We start from the raw sequence: 17,627 nt of genomic DNA, 5'->3' as shown, positions 1-17,627 counted from the left end.
GCAGGGGCCTGCATTTTAACCTTCATTATACACAAGATGTAGTAGTTTGAAAAGAGCCAACCCGCACAAAAAAGCGGCTCCGGATGGAACCGGAGCCGCTTTTGGATGCAAAAGGAAACTTACTTGAGCCAGCCGACGGAGATGCAGGAGCTGAGGCTGTACCAGGTCACATTGCGGCCCAGGCCCTCGAAGAGGGCGCGCACGCCTACGTACTCCACACCGTTGACCGTCTTCACGTCCACCTGGGCGGTCTTGTCTTCCACGGTGATGGTGGCCTTGGAGCCGTCCTTGGTCACGGTGGCGGTGAGGCCGTTGGCCAGGTCGTTGAGGGAGGCGTAGACCACGCCGGGCTCAATGTGGAAGGGGCTGTTGAAGGTCAGGGGCAGGCCGTTCCACATGACGGTGGGCTTGCTGTTGTCCCGGGTATACACCACTTCGCCGCCGGAGACGGTGAGCAGCGCCTGGGTGTCCTTGATGTCCTCCTCGGGGCAGGTCATCACGTCGCGGTCCAGGACCACGAAGTCAGCCAGCTTGCCCACTTCCAGAGAACCCTTGATGTCCTCGTTGAACTCGGCATAGGCGGACCAGTTGGTGAAGGAGCGCAGGGCCTCCTCACGGGTCATGGCCTGCTCCATGTGCCAGCCGCCCTCGGGGGAGCCCAGACGGTTGCGGCGGGTCACGGCGGCGTAGAGGCCGTGGTAGGGGTTGACCAGCTCCACGGGGGCGTCGGAGCCGTTGGGGATGATGCCGCCCTTGTCCAGGATGGTGCGCCAGGCGTAGGAAGTCTTGATGCGCTCGGAGCCCACACGGTCCTCGGCCACCAGCATATCAGAGGTGGCGTGGGTGGTCTGCATGGAGGGCAGGATGCCCAACTCCAGAGTCCGGTCGATGTCCTCGGGAGTCACGATCTGGAAGTGCTCGATGCGCAGGCGGTGGTCCTCTCTGGGATTGGCCTTGATAGCCGCCTCGTAGGCGTTGATCATCTGGTGGTTGGCGCCGTCGCCGATGGCGTGCGTCGCGACCTGATAGCCGGCGTCATAGGCCACCTTGACGATGGGGTCCACCTCTTCCTGGGTGTAGCGGTAGTCGCCGATGTGGCCGGCGCGGTCGCTGTATTCCTCCAGCATGGCGGCGGAACGGGCGCCCAGAGAGCCGTCGGCAAACATCTTCACGCAGCGCAGGCTCAGGTGGTTGTTGTACAGGGGCTCATAGTTTTCGTTGTCGATGGGGTGATCCTTCAGATACTGCGCGGTCTCGTTGTCGGCGGCGGTGTGGGAGATCATGCCGTACACACGCAGCTTCAGCTGGCCGGACTCATACAGAGGCTTGAACACCTGGTCATAGACCTGGATGCTGTTGCCGGCGTCCATCGCGGAAGTCAGGCCGTAGGAGAACAGCTGCTCCTGGGCCTTCAGCAGGCCCTCCCGCTGCTGCTCCAGCGTCAGGTCTGGGATCTTGGCGCGGATGGGATTCATAGCGGTATCGGTCATGCAGCCGGAGGGCTCGCCGTCCGCGTTCTTCAGATACTCGCCGCCCTGGGGATTGGGGGTATCCTTGGTAATGCCGCCCAGCTCCAGCGCCATGCTGTTGGCCCAGCCCATGTGGCCGCAGGCCCGGGTCAGGAACACGGGGTTATTGGGGGCCACCGCGTCCAGCTCTTCCTTGGTGGGATAGTCGGTATTCTCCCAGACGGTGTTCATCCAGCCGCGGCCCTGGATCCACTGGCCGGGCTCGGCCTTCTCGGCCGCCGCCTTCACCTGGTCCAGAATGGCCTGCTTGGGCATCCAGAAGCAGTCCAGATTCATCAGGCTGCTGCCCAAACCGGCCACGTGCATGTGGCCCTCCACCAGGCCGGGGACCATGACCTTGCCGCCCAGGTCCACGACCTTGGTGCCGCTGCCGATGTAGGCCTCCACACCGGCCTCATCGCCCACATACACCAGGCGGTCGCCCTTGATGGCGATGGCGCTGACAACGTCAAAATCTTCGTTTACAGTATAGATCTTCGCGTTGCGGTACACACTGTCGGCGGGCTCGGTGCCTGCCGCAGAGGCGGGGAAGAGGGAGAGAAGCATCGTGAGGGTCAGCAATGTGCAGAGAATGCGTCCGAAACGTTTCCGTAACATAAGGTTCGCCTCCTAAATCAATTCTTCTTTCTCGGTTTCCCGGTGTGCGCTGCGGTACGGTCCCCCTTTCCTGTTGGAATCACTGTATGTAGCGTACCATGGGGTTTAGACTTTTGCAATACATTTTTTCAAAAGTGCCGGACCGATATTGATGCATTTCTGACGGCAGTTTATCCATTCTTTCCACTTTTTTTTGTTCCGTCGTACTTACTTTTTTACTTCGCCCATCACATAACGCCCCCTCCGAAATACATATTATCCCATCTTTTTTGTTCAATAGTACCAAAGCAATACCTGGTGATTCCCTGCGGAACTGCGATAAAAATAACAAATTTGAGCCACTTTTCTGCTGAAAAAGGCGCCCCACCGGCTGAGCCGGGGGGGCGCCTTCGGTTCCATCAACAAAAAAGGAGAGAGACTGTGACAGTCTCTCTCCTTTTTCCGGACGAATCGAATAGGATTAGATGCGCTCCTTAACCTTGGCGCTCTTGCCCACGCGGTCACGCAGGTAATACAGCTTGGCGCGGCGCACCTTACCCTTGCGGACGATCTCGATCTTCTCCACAGCGGGAGCGTGGATGGGGAAGACCTTCTCCACACCGACACCGTAGGACACGCGGCGAACGGTGATGGTCTCCTCGATGCCGCCGTGCTTCTTGGCAATCACGGTACCCTCGAAGACCTGGATACGCTCACGGTTGCCTTCCTTGATGTGCACGTGCACACGGACGGTGTCGCCCACATTGGCCACGGGGGGCTCAGCCTTCTGATACTTGGCGCTGAAAGCCTGCATAAGATCCATTTTTATTTCCTCCTGTTGATAGGCGTTCGTACCGGCCGTTTTCGCCGTCTCTTTGGACGGCAGCCGCAGAGGACCGCCCTTTAATTGAGTCCGAGATAGTATATCATGCTCTGCGGGGAAATGCAAGCAGAATTTTCATTTTTTCATCCGAATGGGGGTGGCCAGCAGCCACACCGCCATCAGAGGCAGGGTCAGGTTGTACTCCCCTGCCCGCCACAGCAGCAGAGCCCCCATGGTCAGGCCCATACACAGCCCGACAGAGAGCACTCCCACCGCCGGCTCCGCCCAGTCCTCGTGTCCGGCCAGCGCCAGCAGGCACCCCAGTGCCCGCCCGCCGTCCAGAGGGCCCACCGGCAGTAGATTGAAGAGCCCCAGAGCCAGGTGGATGCCTGCAAAGCAGTACCACCGCTCCCCCAACCCGGCCCACAGTCCGGCACACAGCAGATTGACCGCCGGCCCGGCCAGGGCGGCGGTCAGCTCCCGGGCGGGACCCAGGGGAAAGCGGGCGGACAGAACCATCACCGCCCCCACACAGGTGATCTTCAGCCGGGCCACCCGGCCGCCCAGCAGGCGGATGGCGGCATAGTGGCCCAACTCGTGGAGGGCACAGGCCGCCAGCACCTGGGGCACCATGCCGCCGCTGTCCAGATAGTACAGCAGGGCCCACAGCAGCAGGGCTCCTGCCGTGATCTCCACACGCCCCCATCTCATTCAGCTGGTCTCGATATAGTAGATGGGGTTGATGCGCACCCCGTTGAACCGCAGCTCCAGGTGCAGGTGGGGTCCGGTGGTATTGCCGGTGTCGCCGGACAGGGCCACTGTGTCTCCCGCTTTCACCGTCTGGCCCTGGCTCACCAGCAGCTGGCTGCAATGGGCATAAAAACTCTTCACCCCGTTGGCATGGCTGATCTGGAGGTAGAGGCCGTACTGGTCCGGGTCGTCACCGATGTAGTCCACCACGCCGTCCGCAAAGGCCTTGACCTGGGTACCCATGTTCACCGCCAGATCCACCCCGTTATGGAACTTCTCTTCCCCGTCCACCGGGTGCTCCCGCCAGCCAAAGGGGGAGGTCAGCACCCCCATCACCGGGCTTACCGTCTCCTCCAGGTCCAGCCGGTACTTGTCCATGGAGGTGTTTTCCGGCAGGGCAGGTCCGTTGTATTCCACGTGCTCCACCGCCGGTTCCGGCGTCGGGGTAGGCTCCGGCGTGACCTCCGGCTCTGGGGTAGTCTCCTCCTCCGGTACCTCCTCCACCTCCAGGGGACGGCCCAGCATGCCTGTCTCCCCCTGTCCGGGGAAGCCGCTGAGGTAGGAGACCTGAACGGCATACAGGGGGCTCTCCCCCGCTGCTGAATCAACCTCTCCCCCGCCCAATACCTCCGTCCACAGCCCGCCCAGGGTTTCTGCCATGGGCTTGCCGTCGGAGAGGGACTGGCCCAGATCGGCAAAGACCGCCTCAAAATCCGTGTCCCCCCGCAGGAGCGTCAAAACCTGGGTCCGCAGGCCCGCGATCCGCTCGGGAAAGATCCCCTTTCCGATAAATACCGCCAAAAACAGGGCCAGACACACCGTAAGCTGGATGATCCGCCGTTTTTCTCGGGGACCCAACACGGTTTTTGATCCCTTTCGTCCAGGCCGCTGTGTTCCTCTGTTGATGCCCGCGCTTCGCCGGGCGCTTCGCTGTTCCGTCATCCCCATGCCGGCCCGCATCCCTTCTGTATGAGTGTGGGCTATCTATATGCATCCGAGGACCGGCTTATGCGGACAAACCTGGAATTTTAACGCTGTGAACCGAAAATGGCCTCCCAATATCGCTTGGCGGCCTGTTCCACCTTGTTGTCTCCGTACTCATAGTAGTGGGCGCCCACCAGAGGGTCGGGCAGGTATTGCTGTTTCACCCAGTGGTTGGGGAAATCGTGGGGGTACAGATACCCCTGGTCCCGCTCCATGCCCGCTGAATCGGCGTGGACGTTCTGGAGGTGTCGGGGGTAGTCCCCCGTCTTGCCCTTGCGGATATCGGCCTGGGCGGCGGCAATGGCCTTGTACACCGAGTTGGACTTGGGTGCGGTAGCCAGCAAAACCGCCGCCTGGGCCAGAGGCAGCCGGGCCTCTGGCAGACCCAGCTGGAGGGCGTTGTCCACCAGGGCCTTGACGATAAGGGCGGCCTGGGGATAGGCCATGCCCACGTCCTCACTGGCCGAGCACAGCAGCCGCCGGATGGCGGTGATCATGTCCCCCGCCTCCAGCAGCCGGGCCAGATAGTGGCAGGCGGCGTCCGGGTCGGAGCCCCGCAGGGACTTCATCAGGGCGGAAGCGATGTCGTAGTGGTCGTCCCCCTCCCGGTCGTACCGCATGGCGGAGCGCTGGGCCACCGTCTGGGCGTCCTCCAAGGTGACAAGGAGTTTTCCTTGCTCACGCTTGGCGGAGTTGAGAAGCAGCTCCACGGCGTTCATGGCCTTGCGCACGTCCCCGCCGCAGGCGGAGGCAATGTGCTCCTTCACGCCATCCTCGCACACCACCTCGCCCTCCAGCCGCTCTCCCATGAGCCGGATACCCCGCTCCACGGCGGGCAGCACGTCGGCGGCAGACAGGGGCTTGAACTCAATGACGCTGGAGCGGCTGAGCACGGCGTTGTAGACATAGAAGTAGGGATTCTCCGTGGTGGAGGCAATGAGGGTGATCTTGCCGTTCTCCATGAACTCCAGCAGGGACTGCTGCTGCTTCTTGTTAAAATACTGGATCTCATCCAGGTAGAGCAGCACCCCGTCGGGGGCCAGCATGGTGCCAATCTGGCCCATGATATCCTTGATATCGGAGATGGAGGCGGTGGTGGCGTTGAGCCGGTGGAGTGGCCGGTTAGTCCGCTTGGCGATGATGTTGGCCACCGTGGTCTTGCCGGTGCCCGAGGGACCGTAAAACACCAGGTTGGGGATGTTCCCCCCCTCAATGATGCGGCGGAGCAGTCCCCCCTCCCCCAAGATGTGGCGCTGGCCCACCACCTCCTCCAGAGACTGGGGCCGGATCTCGTCCGCCAAAGGCCGGTATGTCATGGGAACGACCTCCCTTACAAAGCAGAATGGAGCGGAATTTCTTCCGCTCCATTCTAACACGTGTTCGAGTATTCGTAAAGGGTCAGGTGGCCAGATCCGCCGTGTACACGGTGCCGTCAATGGTGTAGGTCAGGGTAGTCTGGTCCGCGCTGAGGGTCCAGTTCTCCCCTGCGGACTGCCCGGACAGGGTGACCGTCTGTCCGTCTTTGGGGATGAAGAGCAGGGTCTCATAGAACTGCATCATGCCCGAGTATTCCAGGGCCAGCACGGTGCCGTAAGGTGTATCCGCCCGGAAGCGGACCTGCGAGTCGGCAACGCCCAACTTGTGCAGGGCGTTCCACACCGCCCGCTGGTAAGCCGCCTCTTCCAGCTTGATCACGTTGCCCTTGACGGCGCTCACCGGGGCATCCTCATACAGCCGTAGGAAGGTGACCGCCGCCTGCTCCCGGCTGTAGGTGCCCGACGGTTCAAAGGTCAGCGCGGAGGCAGAGGTGCTCCCCATGATGCCCAATCCCACCATGGACGAAATGCTGTCCACCGCCCAGGTAGCCATAGCGCTGTAATCGGTATAGCTGCTGTACAGGGCCACCCGGTGGTCCTCCGGGTCCAGCTTTTCATAGGCCCGGGCCAGCAGGCAGGCCGCCTCCTGCCGGGTGATGGCCCCCTCCGGGTCATAGACGGTACCGTCCCCCTTGCCGTTGACCAGCCCCATGTGGTAGGCCGACTGGATGTAAGCCCGCTGCTCCCCGGTGGGCAGGTCGGTGAGGTAGGAGCCGCTCTTCTCATCGGAGAACCGCTGCCACCAGGTCAGCCCGTCGCCGAAGTCCTCCTCCCCCCAGAACTCGCCGTTGCGGTCGGGGCAGTAGGTCATATAGTCGTTGACCAGTTGCTCATCGGTGCGGCCATAGGTCACGGCCAGATAGCGGATGACCAGCATGGCAAACTCGCCCCGGGTCACCGGCTGCTGCCAGTCCCCCTGAATGGACTGGGGCACCAGCCCTACCTCCACGGCGCGGTTCACCTCCTCTTCCGCCCAGGAAGAGGGCCCCTCCGTCGCCAGGGCAGCGGGCAGACAGCCCAGCAGCAGTACCAGGGAGAGGGCCAGAGAAGCAATTCGTTTCATGATCATGACCTTCCTTTCTGTTTGGTATCTGTACGACCATTCTACTATAAAATCGCTTCAACCGGGCCATTTGTGACATGATTTTCAGAAAAACTTCAGAAAGAACACAAGGCCGCCCGAAGGCGGCCTTGTGAACACACTTATTCGTACAGGGGATATTTGGCGGTGAGCTGGGCCACCTGGGCGCGCAGGTTCTCCTGGTTGCCCTCGAAGTTGGTGGCGGTCTGCCACATGACCTGGGCGATGACCTTCATGTCCTCCTCCTTGAAGCCGCGGCTGGTGGCGGCGGGGGTACCCACCCGGATACCGGAGGTGACGAAGGGCTTCTCGGGGTCGTTGGGGATGGCGTTTTTGTTGACGGTGATGTTGACCTCGTCCAGGCGGTGCTCCATCTCCTTGCCGGTGAGGTGGGCGGGCCGCAGGTCCACCAGCATCAGGTGGTTGTCGGTGCCGCCGGACACCAGATCGAAGCCCTCCTTCAGCAGGGCGTCCGCCAGAGCGGCGGCGTTCTTCACGATCTGCTCCTGGTAGGTCTTGAACTCAGGCTTGAGGGCCTCGCCCAGGGCCACCGCCTTGGCGGCGATGATGTGCTCCAGAGGGCCGCCCTGGCTGCCGGGGAAGATGGCGGAGTCGATCTTCTTGGCCAGCTCCTCCTTGCAGAGGATCATGCCGCCGCGGGGACCCCGGAGGGTCTTGTGGGTGGTGGTGGTCACCACGTCGGCATAGGGCACCGGGTTGGGATGGAGCCCGGCGGCCACCAGACCGGCGATGTGGGCCATATCCACGAAGAGGTAGGCTCCCACCTCGTGGGCGATGTCGGCAAAGGTCTTGAAGTCGATGATGCGGGGGTAGGCGGAAGCGCCGGCCAGGATCATCTTGGGCTGGTGCTTCTTGGCCAGATCCCGGACCTGGTCGTAGTCGATGTAGCCCTGCTCATTGACGCCGTAGGCCACCATGTGATAGTTCTTGCCGGAGAAGTTGACGGGAGAGCCGTGGGTCAGGTGGCCGCCGTTGGCCAGATCCATGCCCAGCACGGTGTCCCCGTGCTCGCACAGAGCCTGATAGACAGCAAAGTTGGCGTTGGCGCCGCAGTGAGGCTGCACGTTGGCGTGGTCGGCTCCGAAGAGTTGGCAGGCCCGCTTGCGGGCGATCTCCTCCACCACGTCCACACACTGGCAGCCGCCGTAGTACCGCTTGCCGGGGTAGCCCTCGGCGTACTTATTGGTGAGCACCGTGCCCGCCGCGGCCAGTACCGCCTGGCTGACGAAGTTCTCCGACGCAATGAGCTCAATGTTGCGCTGCTGCCGGGCATACTCCGCCTCAACGGCCTTGCCTACCTCCGGGTCCTGAGCGGTGAGAAACTCCATGATATCCTTGACCAATGTCTGTCGCCACCTTTCAAATTTTTAGCGATTTAACTCATTATACCGGAAGGTTTCCAAAATTACAATCGTCACCGTGAGAAAAACACACTCGTTTTTTGGGGCATTGTGTGTTATATTGTCTAACGAGGTGATCCTATGAAAGACCATCAGGATGTCATTGCCATCGTGGAGGAGCTCAAGCGCCTCTACCCCGACGCCCTGTGTTCCCTGCAATATCCCAAGCCCTATGAGCTGCTTTTCGCCGTCCGTCTGGCCGCCCAGTGCACCGACGAGCGGGTCAACATGGTCACGCCTGCCCTGTACGCCCGCTTCCCCACCCTGGAGGCTCTGGCGGAGGCCGACGTCAGCGAGGTGGAGACCTACATCCACTCCACCGGCTTCTTCCGTGCCAAGGCCCGGGACATCGTGGCCGCCGCCCGGATGCTGGTAGACGTGTACGGCGGCGTAGTGCCCGACAATATGGAGGACCTGCTGAAGCTGCCCGGCGTGGGCCGCAAGACCGCCAACCTGATTCTGGGCGACGTGTACAAGACCCCCGGCGTGGTGGTGGCTGACACCCACTGCATCCGCATCACCGGCCTGCTGGGCCTCACCGACGGCACCAAGGACCCGGTCAAGACCGAAATGCAGCTGCGCAAGGTGCTTCCCCCGGAGGAATCCAGCGATTTCTGCCACCGGATGGTGCTCCACGGCCGGGCGGTGTGCGTGGCCCGGCGGCCCGACTGTCAAAACTGCACCCTGCGGCCCTGGTGCGACTTTTTCCAGAAGAGCACCGGCGCGTAAGCCCCTGCAATGCCTTCCGCCCTTCCTGCTGGGGAGGGCGGATTTTTCTCCAATTTTGTGCGTGCAATTTTGTGCACTCCCCCATATTCCATCTAATCTTTCATACTATATATCCAGGATGCGTGCAATCGCACGCAAAGACGGATGGAGGTGTGAAAGATATGGAAAAAGAGGTCAAACACATTGGCTTACGGGTCACGCCTGAGATCCATCAGAAATTGCGGTATATTGCATCTTACGAGGGCAGAACCATCAATGGACAGGCACATTATCTGATCCAAAGCTGCATCCGGGAATTTGAAAAGGAGCACGGGCCGATTCCGGCGGAGGAATCAAAATGAGCGGGCCGCTGGGCTTTGTGCTGGACCTGCTCTTCCCGCCCAAGTGCGTCTTCTGCGGGAAGGTGCTGGACACCGGCGAGGATGGGCTGTGCGCCCGTTGTCAGCGGGAGCTGCCCTGGCTGACCGACGGTGAAGCGGAGCTGACGGGAGAATTTTTCTCCCTGTGCGCCGCACCCCTGCGCTACCAGGATAAAGTACGAGACTCCGTGCGCCGCTACAAATTCAAGGGCCGCCGGGGTTACCATAAACTTTATGGGCGGCTGGTGGCCCAGTGCGTCCACGACCATCTGGCGGGGCGGTACGACCTTATCACCTGGGTCCCCCTCTCCCCCCAGCGCAAAAAGGAGCGGGGCTACGACCAGGCCTTCCTGCTGGCCAGCGCCGCCGCCCTGGAGCTGGGCGAGGTGGCGGTGGAGACTCTGCGGAAGGAGCGGAACACCGATCCCCAGTCGGGGCTCACCGAGGACGCCCAGCGCCGGGCCAACGTGCTGGGGGCCTACACTCCGGTAGACCCGGAGCTGGTGGCGGGCAAGCGTGTGCTCCTCATCGACGACGTGGTGACCACCGGCTCCACCCTGTCCGAGTGCGCCCGCACCCTGCGGACCATGGGGGCGTCCGATGTGGTATGTGCCGCCTTAGCCCGGGCCAGATAGGCGGTCTGACCGTGTGTTGTCTGGGAATCTTCAGAAAATTAGCGGAAATTTACGTTGAAATAGCGGACATACTTCTGTATAATAAAGGAGATTCCATGCAAATGTGAACACTGGAAGAATCACTCCATTCACAAGATAGATCAAAGAACTTCGAGGTGCAGGTATGTTCAGTAAGGATATCGGTATCGACCTGGGTACAGCTTCCATCCTGGTTTACGTAAAGGGTAAGGGCGTGGTGCTGCGGGAGCCCTCCGTGGTAGCCATTGACAAGAATACGGGCAAGCTGCTCAAAGTGGGCACGGAAGCGCAGCAGATGCTGGGCCGTACCCCCGGCAACATCGTTGCCATCCGTCCTCTGCGTGAGGGCGTCATCTCCGACTACGACATGACCGAGCGTATGCTCAAGGAGTTCATCCGCAAGGTGACCTCCTTCCGGCTCTTCAAGCCCCGCATCGTCATCTGCGTCCCCTCCGGCATCACCGAGGTGGAGGAGCGCGCCGTCATCGACGCCGGCATCCAGGCCGGCGCCCGCCGGGTGTACCTCATTGAGGAGCCCGTGGCTGCCGCCATCGGCGCCGGCATCGACATTGCCAAGCCCGACGGCCACATGATCGTGGACATCGGCGGCGGCACCACCGACATCGCCGTCATCTCCCTGTCCGGCATCGTGGAGTCCACCTCCATCAAGATCGCCGGCGACCAGTTCGACGAGGCCATCATCAAGTATATCCGCCGCAAGCACAACGTGCTCATCGGCGAGCGCACCGCTGAGGAGCTGAAGATGCAGATCGGCTGCGTCTTCCCCCGCCCCGAGGAGCAGACTGTGGAGATCAAGGGCCGCTGCCTGATGACCGGCCTGCCCCGCGTGTTCTCCGTGTCCTCCAGCGAGATGATCGAGGCCTTTGAGGAGGTCTCCACCCGCATCCTGGAGGCCATTCACGGCGTGCTGGAGCGCACTCCCCCGGAGCTGGTGGCCGACATCTCCACCAACGGCATTGTCATGACCGGCGGCGGCTCCCTGGTCTGGGGCTTCGACAAGCTCATCGAGTCCCACACCGGCATCGAGACCCATGTGGCTGACGACGCCATCTCCTGCGTGGCCTACGGCACCGGCAAGAGCCTGGACGACGTGGACTCCATGCAGGACGGTACCATCAACCTGTCCCGCCGCAAGCAGATGAACTGAATATGACCCTCGATCGGGCGTGCTGCACACCTGCAGCACGCCCCTTTTTTCTGCCCGGATTGACAAAGAAATATCATACTTGACTTTTGGCCTTTTAAGTGCTAAACTGCAAAAGCAAGATGAGCTTTTTGGAAACGCTCACCTACTTACGCAGGAAAGAGGTTTGATGTGATGAAGAAGAGAATGCTTGCCGGCCTGCTCACCGGCGTTATGGCCCTGTCCCTGACCGCCTGCGGCGGCGGTTCCGATTCCGGCAATGCCAACAGCCCCTCCGGCGGCACCGAGACCGGCTCCGGCTCCGCGGGCAGCTACAACGTAGGTATCGTTCAGTTGACCCAGCACGAGGCGCTGGATGCTGCCACCCAGGGTTTCCAGGATAAGCTGAAGGAACTCATCGAGGCTGACGGCGGCTCCGTTACCTTTGATCTGAAGAACGCCTCCGGCGACTCCGCCAACTGCACCACCATCGTCAACGGCTTTGTCTCCTCCGGCGTGGATCTGATCATGGCCAACGCCACCGCTTCCCTGCAGGCGGCTCAGGCCGGTACCGTGGACATCCCCATCCTGGGCACCTCCATCTCTGACTACGGCACTGCGCTGGGTGTCAGCGACTGGACCGGCACCACCGGCACCAACATCTCCGGCACCACCGATCTGGCTCCTCTGGACGGCCAGGCCGAGATGCTCCAGGAGCTCTTCCCCGACGCCACCAACGTGGGCCTGCTCTACTGCTCCGCTGAGCCCAACTCCGCCTACCAGATCAACACCATCAAGCCGATCCTGGAGGAAATGGGCTACACCTGCACCGAGTACGCCTTCACCGACTCCAACGACGTGGCTTCCGTGGCGCAGAACGCCGCCTCCAACAGCGACGTGATCTACATCCCCACCGATAACACCGCCGCCTCCTGCACCGAGGCCATTGCCAACGTGGTCCTCCCCGCCCAGGTGCCTGTCATCGCCGGCGAGCAGGGCATCTGCGCCGGCTGCGGCGTGGCCACCCTGTCCATCGACTACTACGAGCTGGGCGAGGTCACCGGTGAGATGGCCTACGAGATCCTGGTGAACGGCGCCAACCCCGGCGATATGGAAGTGCAGTCCGCCCCCAACTTCACCAAGATGTACAACGCCGCCAACTGTGAGGCTCTGGGCATCACCATTCCCGACGGCTACACCGCCATCGAGGGCTGAGCCGCTCTTCCCTTCCTGGCACTCTAAAAAAATCAAAAAGCGGAAAAGGCCTTTCCTTTTCCGCTTTTTGCTGTATCATATAACACTGTGTGTACGCAGCACAGATAATCGTACGGGAGGAATCAAACGTGGACTTTTTCACTAGCCTGCTCTCCGCGCTGCCCGGCGCGGTGGCGCAGGGACTGATCTGGGGCCTGATGGCCATCGGCGTGTACATCACCTATAAAGTACTGGATCTGGCCGACCTGACGGTGGACGGCACTATGGCCACCGGCGGCGCGGTCTGCATCATCCTGATGACCAACGGCGTCAATGTGTGGGTCGCCATGCTGTGCGCCTTCCTGGCCGGCATGCTGGCTGGTCTGGTCACCGGCGTGCTCCATACCTTCATGGGCATCCCCGCCATCCTGGCCGGTATCCTGACCCAGCTGGCCCTCTACTCCATCAACCTGCGGATCATGGATGGCAAGGCCAACACCGCCATCAACCCCAACAACTTCGACCTGCTGGTCTCCCTGCGCAACGTGCGCAGCCTGACCCTGGAGAATCCCATCTTTGTGGCCATCATCTTTACCATCGTGGTCATCGCCGTGCTCTACTGGTTCTTTGGTACCGCGCTGGGCTGCTCCATCCGTGCCACCGGCGCCAACCCCAACATGAGCCGGGCCCAGGGCATCAACGTCAACTTCAACAAGGTGCTGGGCCTGATGATCTCCAACGGTCTGGTGGCTCTGGCCAGCGCCCTCTACTGCCAGTACCAGGGCTTCGCCGACGTCAACGCCGGCCGCGGCGCCATCGTCATCGGTCTGGCCGCCGTCATCATCGGTGAGGTGCTCTTCAGCCGCATTTTCCGCAACTTTGCTCTGAAGCTTTTGTCCGTGGCTCTGGGCGCGGTGATCTACTATGTGGTCATCCAGATCGTTCTCACCGCCGGTCTGAACACCAACGACCTGAAGCTGATCACCGCCGTGGTGGTAGCCATCTTCCTAGCTATCCCCTACTGGAAGGGCAAATATTTCCGGGGCAAGATGAAGATTCCTGCCGCCGCCGGAAAGGAGGCCAACCCCAATGCTTGAACTGAAAGGGATTTATAAGACCTTTAACCGGGGCACCGTCAACGAAAAAGTGGCCATCAACGGCCTGGACCTGACCCTGGAGGACGGCGACTTCGTCACCGTCATCGGCGGCAACGGCGCCGGTAAGTCCACCACCCTGAACCTGATCGCCGGTGTATATCCGGTGGACGCGGGCACCATCACCCTCAACGGCGTGGACATCACCAACCTGCCCGAGCACAAGCGGGCCAAGTACCTGGGCCGTGTGTTCCAGGACCCCATGATGGGCACCGCCGCCACCATGGGCATCGAGGAGAATCTGGCCCTGGCCTACCGCCGGGGACAGTCCCGCGGCCTGCGCTACGGCATCAACAATGAGGAGCGCAAGCTGTACCGGGAGAAGCTGGCCATTCTGGGCCTGGGCCTGGAGGACCGCATGACCAGCAAAGTGGGTCTTCTCTCCGGCGGCCAGCGGCAGGCCCTCACCCTGCTGATGGCCACCCTGCAGAAGCCCGACCTGCTGCTGCTGGACGAGCACACCGCCGCCCTGGACCCCAAGACCGCCGACAAGGTGCTCCAGATCACCGAGAACATCGTGGCCCGGGACAACCTGACCACCCTGATGGTCACCCACAACATGAAAAACGCCATCCAGTACGGCAACCGCCTCATCATGATGGACAGCGGCCGTGTGGTGGTGGACATCCGGGGCGAGGAGAAAAAGAACCTCACCGTCCGCGATCTGCTGGACAAGTTCAACGTGGAGAGCGACCGGATGCTGCTCAGCGAATAAAAGAAAACCGGGTACCTGTGAGGTACCCGGTTTTTTTACGCATTTCCGGCCTTTTTCTCCCGCTCATAGATGATGCGCAGGCCATCCAGCACCAGCTGGGGGTCCACCACATCGATGAGGTCGGTGTTGTCCGCCACCATCCGGGCCAGGCCGCCGGTGGCGATCACCTTCACGTCAGGCTCCCCGATCTCCGCCTTGGCCTGGCGGATCAGGTACTCCATGGCCCCGATGTAGCCCATGACGGCGCCCGCCTGGATCTGGCCCACGGCGGTGGTGCTGAGCACGGTGTCCGGCTTCACCAGCTCCACCCGGGGCAGCAGGGCGGTCTTCTGGAACAGGCCGTCAATGGATACCCGCACACCGGCGGTGATGCAGCCGCCCAGATATACCCCGTCCCGGCTCACCGCGTCCAAGGTGGTAGCGGTACCGAAGTCCAGCACGATAAGGGGCGCGCCGTACTTGGCCATGGCGGCGATATCCGCTGCCGCCCGGTCGGGGCCCAGCCGCTCCTCGCTGGCGCAGGGCACATAGGGCAGCCGGGGGTCCAGTCCGTCGTCCAGCACCAGCGGGGTCTTGCCCACGTACTTCTTCATGGCGTTGGTCAGGGTGTGCATTACCTGAGGCACCACCGAGCCGATGACCACGTCCTCGATCTGGTCCAGCTCCAGCCCGAAGCGCTGAAAGTACTGGCACACCAGCAGACCCAGCTCGTCCGAGGTGCGGTCTCCGTCCGTCATGGTGCGGAAACTGCCCTTCAGCGCCTCCCCTTCATAGATGCCGAACACCATATTGGTGTTGCCCACGTCTACCGCAAGCAGCATAGCCATCCCTTCCCTTTCTTATAATTGACTGAGGTAGCACACAGCGCCGCCGTCCTCCAGCACGGCCACCGCGTAGGTGTGCGGTCCAAAGGTACCCACCGAGCCGGGATTGACGATCCACAGCCCGTTTTCAAACTCACAGAAGGCCTCATGGGTGTGGCCGAAGCAAAGCAGATGGGCGCCCGCCTCCCGGGCCGCCCGGATGGCCATGCCCATGCCCATCTTCACGTGGTAGATGTGGCCGTGGGTCATGAGGATCTTGCAGCCGTCCAGGGTGAACACCCGCTCCTCCGGCAGGTCGGGCCGCCGTCCGTCGCAGTTGCCCGGCACATAGGTCACCGGAATGTGGGGGAATTTCTCCGCAAGCTCCTGAGCATCCCGGGCCAGATCGCCCAGGTGGAGGATGCGGTCGGGGCTCTCCAGCCGCACCACGTCCTCCATATTGGCCACATTGCCGTGGGAATCGGAAAAAATCAGCAGTTTCATACAATCACCTTCCCCATGGGGGCACATATAATGAAGTGAACGCCATTATAATAATGCGTATAGAACGGAGCTGATGGTATTGGATCAGAAGAAAGCCGACCCCGCCGCCATGCTGGAGCAGAACCGGGCCATTCTGGAGCAGGTGGTCCACTCAGAGGACGCCCAGCGGCTCATGGAGCTGCTCAACCGCAATTCCGGCGGCAAGCTGAAGAGCGCCGCCGCGTCCGCCGCCCTGGGCGACACCAAGGACCTGCTGGCCATGGTACGACAGGTGATGCAGAATCCTGAGGGCTCCAAGCTGGTGGAGCGGCTCAGCCAGACCGCACCCAGGCAAGACTAGCAGTTCAACAAGGAGGGATGGCCCATGGCCCAGTGGGAAGAACAACTGAACCAGATCCTGGGCGATCCCCAGGCCATGGGGCAGATCATGTCTCTGGCCCAGTCCCTCTCCGGCAAGCAGGAGGAGCGCCAGGAGGAACCGCCTGACCAGGCGGAAGGGTCGGAAGCCGCCCCTCCTCCCGTGGAAGAGGAGCCCTCTCCCCTGTCCGCTCTGGCGGGGCTAGATCCCAAGCTGCTCCAGATGGGCATGGGGCTTTTGTCGGAATACTCCGCCCAGGACGACAAAAAGACCGCCCTGCTGGCCGCCCTCAAGCCCTTTCTCAAGCCTGAGCGCCAGGAGAAAATGGATCAGGCCGTCCGCATCGCCCGACTCACCCGGGTGATCCGGACGGCCCTGAAGATGTTCCGTGACCGGGGAGAGGAGGAGGACGATGTATAACCGCTACATACCCAACGGTACCTCCTACACCAGGATTCCCCAGGAGGACGCGCCCACTCCCCCGCCCCGGGAAGAGAAGCGCCCCCCGAAGGCGGGGGGCAAGGGCAAAGGCGGGCCGCTGGGCGACCTGCTGAAAAGTCTGAAGCTGGACAGCCTGGACACCGGAGATGTCCTGCTGCTGCTCATCCTGCTCTTTCTCTTTCTGGAGGGGGACGACATGGAGCTGGTCATCACCCTGGCCCTGGTGCTATTGCTGGGCCTGAGTTAGCTGCCGCTCCCCACGGTGTGGAGCACCGTGCCGTCGGGCAGCGCAAAGGAGGCGTCCGCCGGAACCGGGCGTTCCACTGCAAAGGCGCTCATCCGGTAGACCAGCTGGCCTTCCAGGCTGGTCTCGGCACAGGCCAGCAGGCCGCTGTCCACCGAGATCCAGTAGCTCTCTACATAGCCCTGGCTGTCGGGGACGGTTTCCACATGGATGCAGGCCACACCTTCCTTGTCCTCATAGCCTGCGGCGGCGATGTCGCTCTCCTTCAGCTTGAGGACGTCCTCATAGGTGGGGATGCGCTGGCCCTCCAGGTCGGCGGAGTCCTCGTCCGCCGAACCGGTGAGCACCCGGCTGCTTCCCTCGTACCACAGCCAGAACTGGTCGTCCCCCACGATGGAGTGGCGGACGGTGCCGCCGGGCTGGGTGGCAGTGGTATGGGTCCACCCGCCGTCCACCCAAACGGTGGCGCGGGTGACGCCGCTCTGACCCTCGCCCCAGAAATCCTCAATGGTGACGGTGCGGCCGTAGCTCTCCGGCCGGGAGAGGGTGTGTTCAATGACATATTGGACGGTCTGTGGGGTGATCTCCACCCGCACATAGTCCTCATTCCCCGCCGGTTCCGGCGACTGGCTGGCGCCGGGGGTGGGGAGCTGGATCTTGGCGGTATCGGGGGCAAAGAGCCCCAGTCCGAAGCTGGAGAGCATGGCGACCACAATGACGATGCCGATGAGCACCACCAGAATATTCCGATTGCGCCGTTCCATGCCCTTCCCTCCTTATATCAGCTTT

Annotated in this window: 20 protein-coding genes; 10 read left to right on the top strand and 10 right to left on the bottom strand. The window is 62.0% G+C overall.

The annotated features are described in order from the left end of the window. Positions 1-119: 119 nt before the first annotated feature. The 7 genes from J9789_RS04990 to glyA form a co-directional block, all read right to left on the bottom strand. Positions 120-2,126, bottom strand: a complete 2,007-nt coding sequence (locus tag J9789_RS04990) for an amidohydrolase family protein (protein WP_209343046.1) — start codon at positions 2,124-2,126, stop codon at positions 120-122. Positions 2,127-2,586: 460 nt separating this feature from the next. After that, positions 2,587-2,928 carry a 50S ribosomal protein L19 gene (rplS, locus tag J9789_RS04985; RefSeq protein WP_204704888.1) on the bottom strand — a complete coding sequence of 114 codons (342 nt, stop codon included), beginning with the start codon at positions 2,926-2,928 and terminating at the stop codon, positions 2,587-2,589. A 135-nt stretch (positions 2,929-3,063) separates the two neighbouring features. After that, complete coding sequence (locus J9789_RS04980) at positions 3,064-3,624, bottom strand: site-2 protease family protein (protein ID WP_348633633.1); 561 nt, start codon at positions 3,622-3,624, stop codon at positions 3,064-3,066. 15 nt (positions 3,625-3,639) lie between these two features. Beyond that, complete coding sequence (locus J9789_RS04975) at positions 3,640-4,539, bottom strand: M23 family metallopeptidase (RefSeq protein ID WP_348633632.1); 900 nt, start codon at positions 4,537-4,539, stop codon at positions 3,640-3,642. Positions 4,540-4,706: 167 nt separating this feature from the next. Beyond that, on the bottom strand, positions 4,707-5,978 hold the full coding sequence (locus J9789_RS04970) for a replication-associated recombination protein A (RefSeq protein WP_209343035.1): 1,272 nt from the start codon (positions 5,976-5,978) through the stop codon (positions 4,707-4,709). Between the two features lie 82 nt (positions 5,979-6,060). Continuing rightward, positions 6,061-7,101: an S-layer homology domain-containing protein gene (locus tag J9789_RS04965; protein WP_209343033.1), complete on the bottom strand. Its 1,041-nt coding sequence runs from the start codon at positions 7,099-7,101 to the stop codon at positions 6,061-6,063. Between the two features lie 140 nt (positions 7,102-7,241). Next, positions 7,242-8,483, bottom strand: a complete 1,242-nt coding sequence (gene glyA, locus J9789_RS04960; RefSeq protein ID WP_280842599.1) for a serine hydroxymethyltransferase — start codon at positions 8,481-8,483, stop codon at positions 7,242-7,244. A gap of 138 nt (positions 8,484-8,621) precedes the next feature. Here glyA and nth point away from each other — a divergent pair, with 138 nt between their 5' ends. The 7 genes from nth to J9789_RS04925 all read left to right on the top strand — a co-directional run bounded on the left by nth (position 8,622) and on the right by J9789_RS04925 (position 14,488). Continuing rightward, positions 8,622-9,269: an endonuclease III gene (gene nth / locus J9789_RS04955; RefSeq protein ID WP_209343031.1), complete on the top strand. Its 648-nt coding sequence runs from the start codon at positions 8,622-8,624 to the stop codon at positions 9,267-9,269. A gap of 161 nt (positions 9,270-9,430) precedes the next feature. Next, positions 9,431-9,610, top strand: a complete 180-nt coding sequence (locus J9789_RS04950; protein ID WP_209343023.1) for a hypothetical protein — start codon at positions 9,431-9,433, stop codon at positions 9,608-9,610. Continuing rightward, positions 9,607-10,263 carry a phosphoribosyltransferase family protein gene (locus tag J9789_RS04945; protein ID WP_209343022.1) on the top strand — a complete coding sequence of 219 codons (657 nt, stop codon included), beginning with the start codon at positions 9,607-9,609 and terminating at the stop codon, positions 10,261-10,263. The genes J9789_RS04950 and J9789_RS04945 overlap by 4 nt, the downstream gene beginning before the upstream one ends. A 163-nt stretch (positions 10,264-10,426) precedes the next feature. Beyond that, a complete protein-coding gene (mreB, locus tag J9789_RS04940; RefSeq protein ID WP_087334274.1) occupies positions 10,427-11,449 on the top strand; it encodes a rod shape-determining protein MreB in 1,023 nt (340 codons plus the stop codon). Between the two features lie 171 nt (positions 11,450-11,620). Next, positions 11,621-12,640, top strand: coding sequence for an ABC transporter substrate-binding protein (locus J9789_RS04935; protein WP_209343020.1), 1,020 nt, complete (start codon positions 11,621-11,623; stop codon positions 12,638-12,640). A 128-nt stretch (positions 12,641-12,768) separates the two neighbouring features. Further along, a complete protein-coding gene (locus J9789_RS04930) occupies positions 12,769-13,716 on the top strand; it encodes an ABC transporter permease (protein ID WP_209343018.1) in 948 nt (315 codons plus the stop codon). Next, the gene (locus J9789_RS04925) at positions 13,709-14,488 is read left to right on the top strand and encodes an ABC transporter ATP-binding protein (RefSeq protein ID WP_209343016.1); all 780 of its coding nucleotides are present in this window, start codon (positions 13,709-13,711) and stop codon (positions 14,486-14,488) included. The genes J9789_RS04930 and J9789_RS04925 overlap by 8 nt, the downstream gene beginning before the upstream one ends. A 35-nt stretch (positions 14,489-14,523) precedes the next feature. Here J9789_RS04925 and J9789_RS04920 read toward each other — a convergent pair whose 3' ends face one another. Further along, positions 14,524-15,309, bottom strand: coding sequence for a type III pantothenate kinase (locus tag J9789_RS04920; protein WP_209343014.1), 786 nt, complete (start codon positions 15,307-15,309; stop codon positions 14,524-14,526). Between the two features lie 18 nt (positions 15,310-15,327). Further along, entirely contained in the window at positions 15,328-15,795 is a 468-nt protein-coding gene (locus J9789_RS04915; RefSeq protein WP_209343012.1) for a metallophosphoesterase, read from the bottom strand. A gap of 79 nt (positions 15,796-15,874) precedes the next feature. Between J9789_RS04915 and J9789_RS04910 the strand changes: the two genes are divergently transcribed. The 3 genes from J9789_RS04910 to J9789_RS04900 are packed head-to-tail and all read left to right on the top strand — an operon-like array spanning position 15,875 to position 16,841. After that, entirely contained in the window at positions 15,875-16,135 is a 261-nt protein-coding gene (locus J9789_RS04910; protein ID WP_245185074.1) for a hypothetical protein, read from the top strand. A gap of 24 nt (positions 16,136-16,159) precedes the next feature. Continuing rightward, positions 16,160-16,573, top strand: coding sequence for a hypothetical protein (locus J9789_RS04905; protein WP_209343007.1), 414 nt, complete (start codon positions 16,160-16,162; stop codon positions 16,571-16,573). Beyond that, positions 16,566-16,841, top strand: a complete 276-nt coding sequence (locus J9789_RS04900) for a hypothetical protein (protein WP_209343005.1) — start codon at positions 16,566-16,568, stop codon at positions 16,839-16,841. Before J9789_RS04905 ends, J9789_RS04900 begins: the two co-directional genes overlap by 8 nt. On the opposite strand, the gene J9789_RS04895 is transcribed toward J9789_RS04900, so the two are convergent. Beyond that, the gene (locus J9789_RS04895) at positions 16,838-17,602 is read right to left on the bottom strand and encodes a hypothetical protein (protein WP_209343003.1); all 765 of its coding nucleotides are present in this window, start codon (positions 17,600-17,602) and stop codon (positions 16,838-16,840) included. The genes J9789_RS04900 and J9789_RS04895 overlap by 4 nt on opposite strands. Positions 17,603-17,627: the final 25 nt, after the last annotated feature.

The sequence above is a fragment of the Flavonifractor sp. AGMB03687 genome (assembly GCF_017811815.1).
Classification (GTDB): Bacteria; Bacillota; Clostridia; order Oscillospirales; family Oscillospiraceae; genus Flavonifractor.
This window is presented reverse-complemented; position numbering and strand designations above follow the sequence as displayed.

Coding starts and splice junctions, on each gene's coding strand:
- J9789_RS04895 (WP_209343003.1), bottom strand. CDS start 17,602: ATGGAACGGCGCAATCGGAATATTCTGGTGGTGCTCATCGGCATCGTC.
- J9789_RS04970 (WP_209343035.1), bottom strand. CDS start 5,978: ATGACATACCGGCCTTTGGCGGACGAGATCCGGCCCCAGTCTCTGGAG.
- J9789_RS04900 (WP_209343005.1), top strand. CDS start 16,566: ATGTATAACCGCTACATACCCAACGGTACCTCCTACACCAGGATTCCC.
- nth (WP_209343031.1), top strand. CDS start 8,622: ATGAAAGACCATCAGGATGTCATTGCCATCGTGGAGGAGCTCAAGCGC.
- J9789_RS04905 (WP_209343007.1), top strand. CDS start 16,160: ATGGCCCAGTGGGAAGAACAACTGAACCAGATCCTGGGCGATCCCCAG.
- J9789_RS04990 (WP_209343046.1), bottom strand. CDS start 2,126: ATGTTACGGAAACGTTTCGGACGCATTCTCTGCACATTGCTGACCCTC.
- J9789_RS04935 (WP_209343020.1), top strand. CDS start 11,621: ATGAAGAAGAGAATGCTTGCCGGCCTGCTCACCGGCGTTATGGCCCTG.
- J9789_RS04965 (WP_209343033.1), bottom strand. CDS start 7,101: ATGAAACGAATTGCTTCTCTGGCCCTCTCCCTGGTACTGCTGCTGGGC.
- J9789_RS04925 (WP_209343016.1), top strand. CDS start 13,709: ATGCTTGAACTGAAAGGGATTTATAAGACCTTTAACCGGGGCACCGTC.
- J9789_RS04945 (WP_209343022.1), top strand. CDS start 9,607: ATGAGCGGGCCGCTGGGCTTTGTGCTGGACCTGCTCTTCCCGCCCAAG.
- J9789_RS04950 (WP_209343023.1), top strand. CDS start 9,431: ATGGAAAAAGAGGTCAAACACATTGGCTTACGGGTCACGCCTGAGATC.
- J9789_RS04915 (WP_209343012.1), bottom strand. CDS start 15,795: ATGAAACTGCTGATTTTTTCCGATTCCCACGGCAATGTGGCCAATATG.
- J9789_RS04920 (WP_209343014.1), bottom strand. CDS start 15,309: ATGCTGCTTGCGGTAGACGTGGGCAACACCAATATGGTGTTCGGCATC.
- rplS (WP_204704888.1), bottom strand. CDS start 2,928: ATGGATCTTATGCAGGCTTTCAGCGCCAAGTATCAGAAGGCTGAGCCC.
- mreB (WP_087334274.1), top strand. CDS start 10,427: ATGTTCAGTAAGGATATCGGTATCGACCTGGGTACAGCTTCCATCCTG.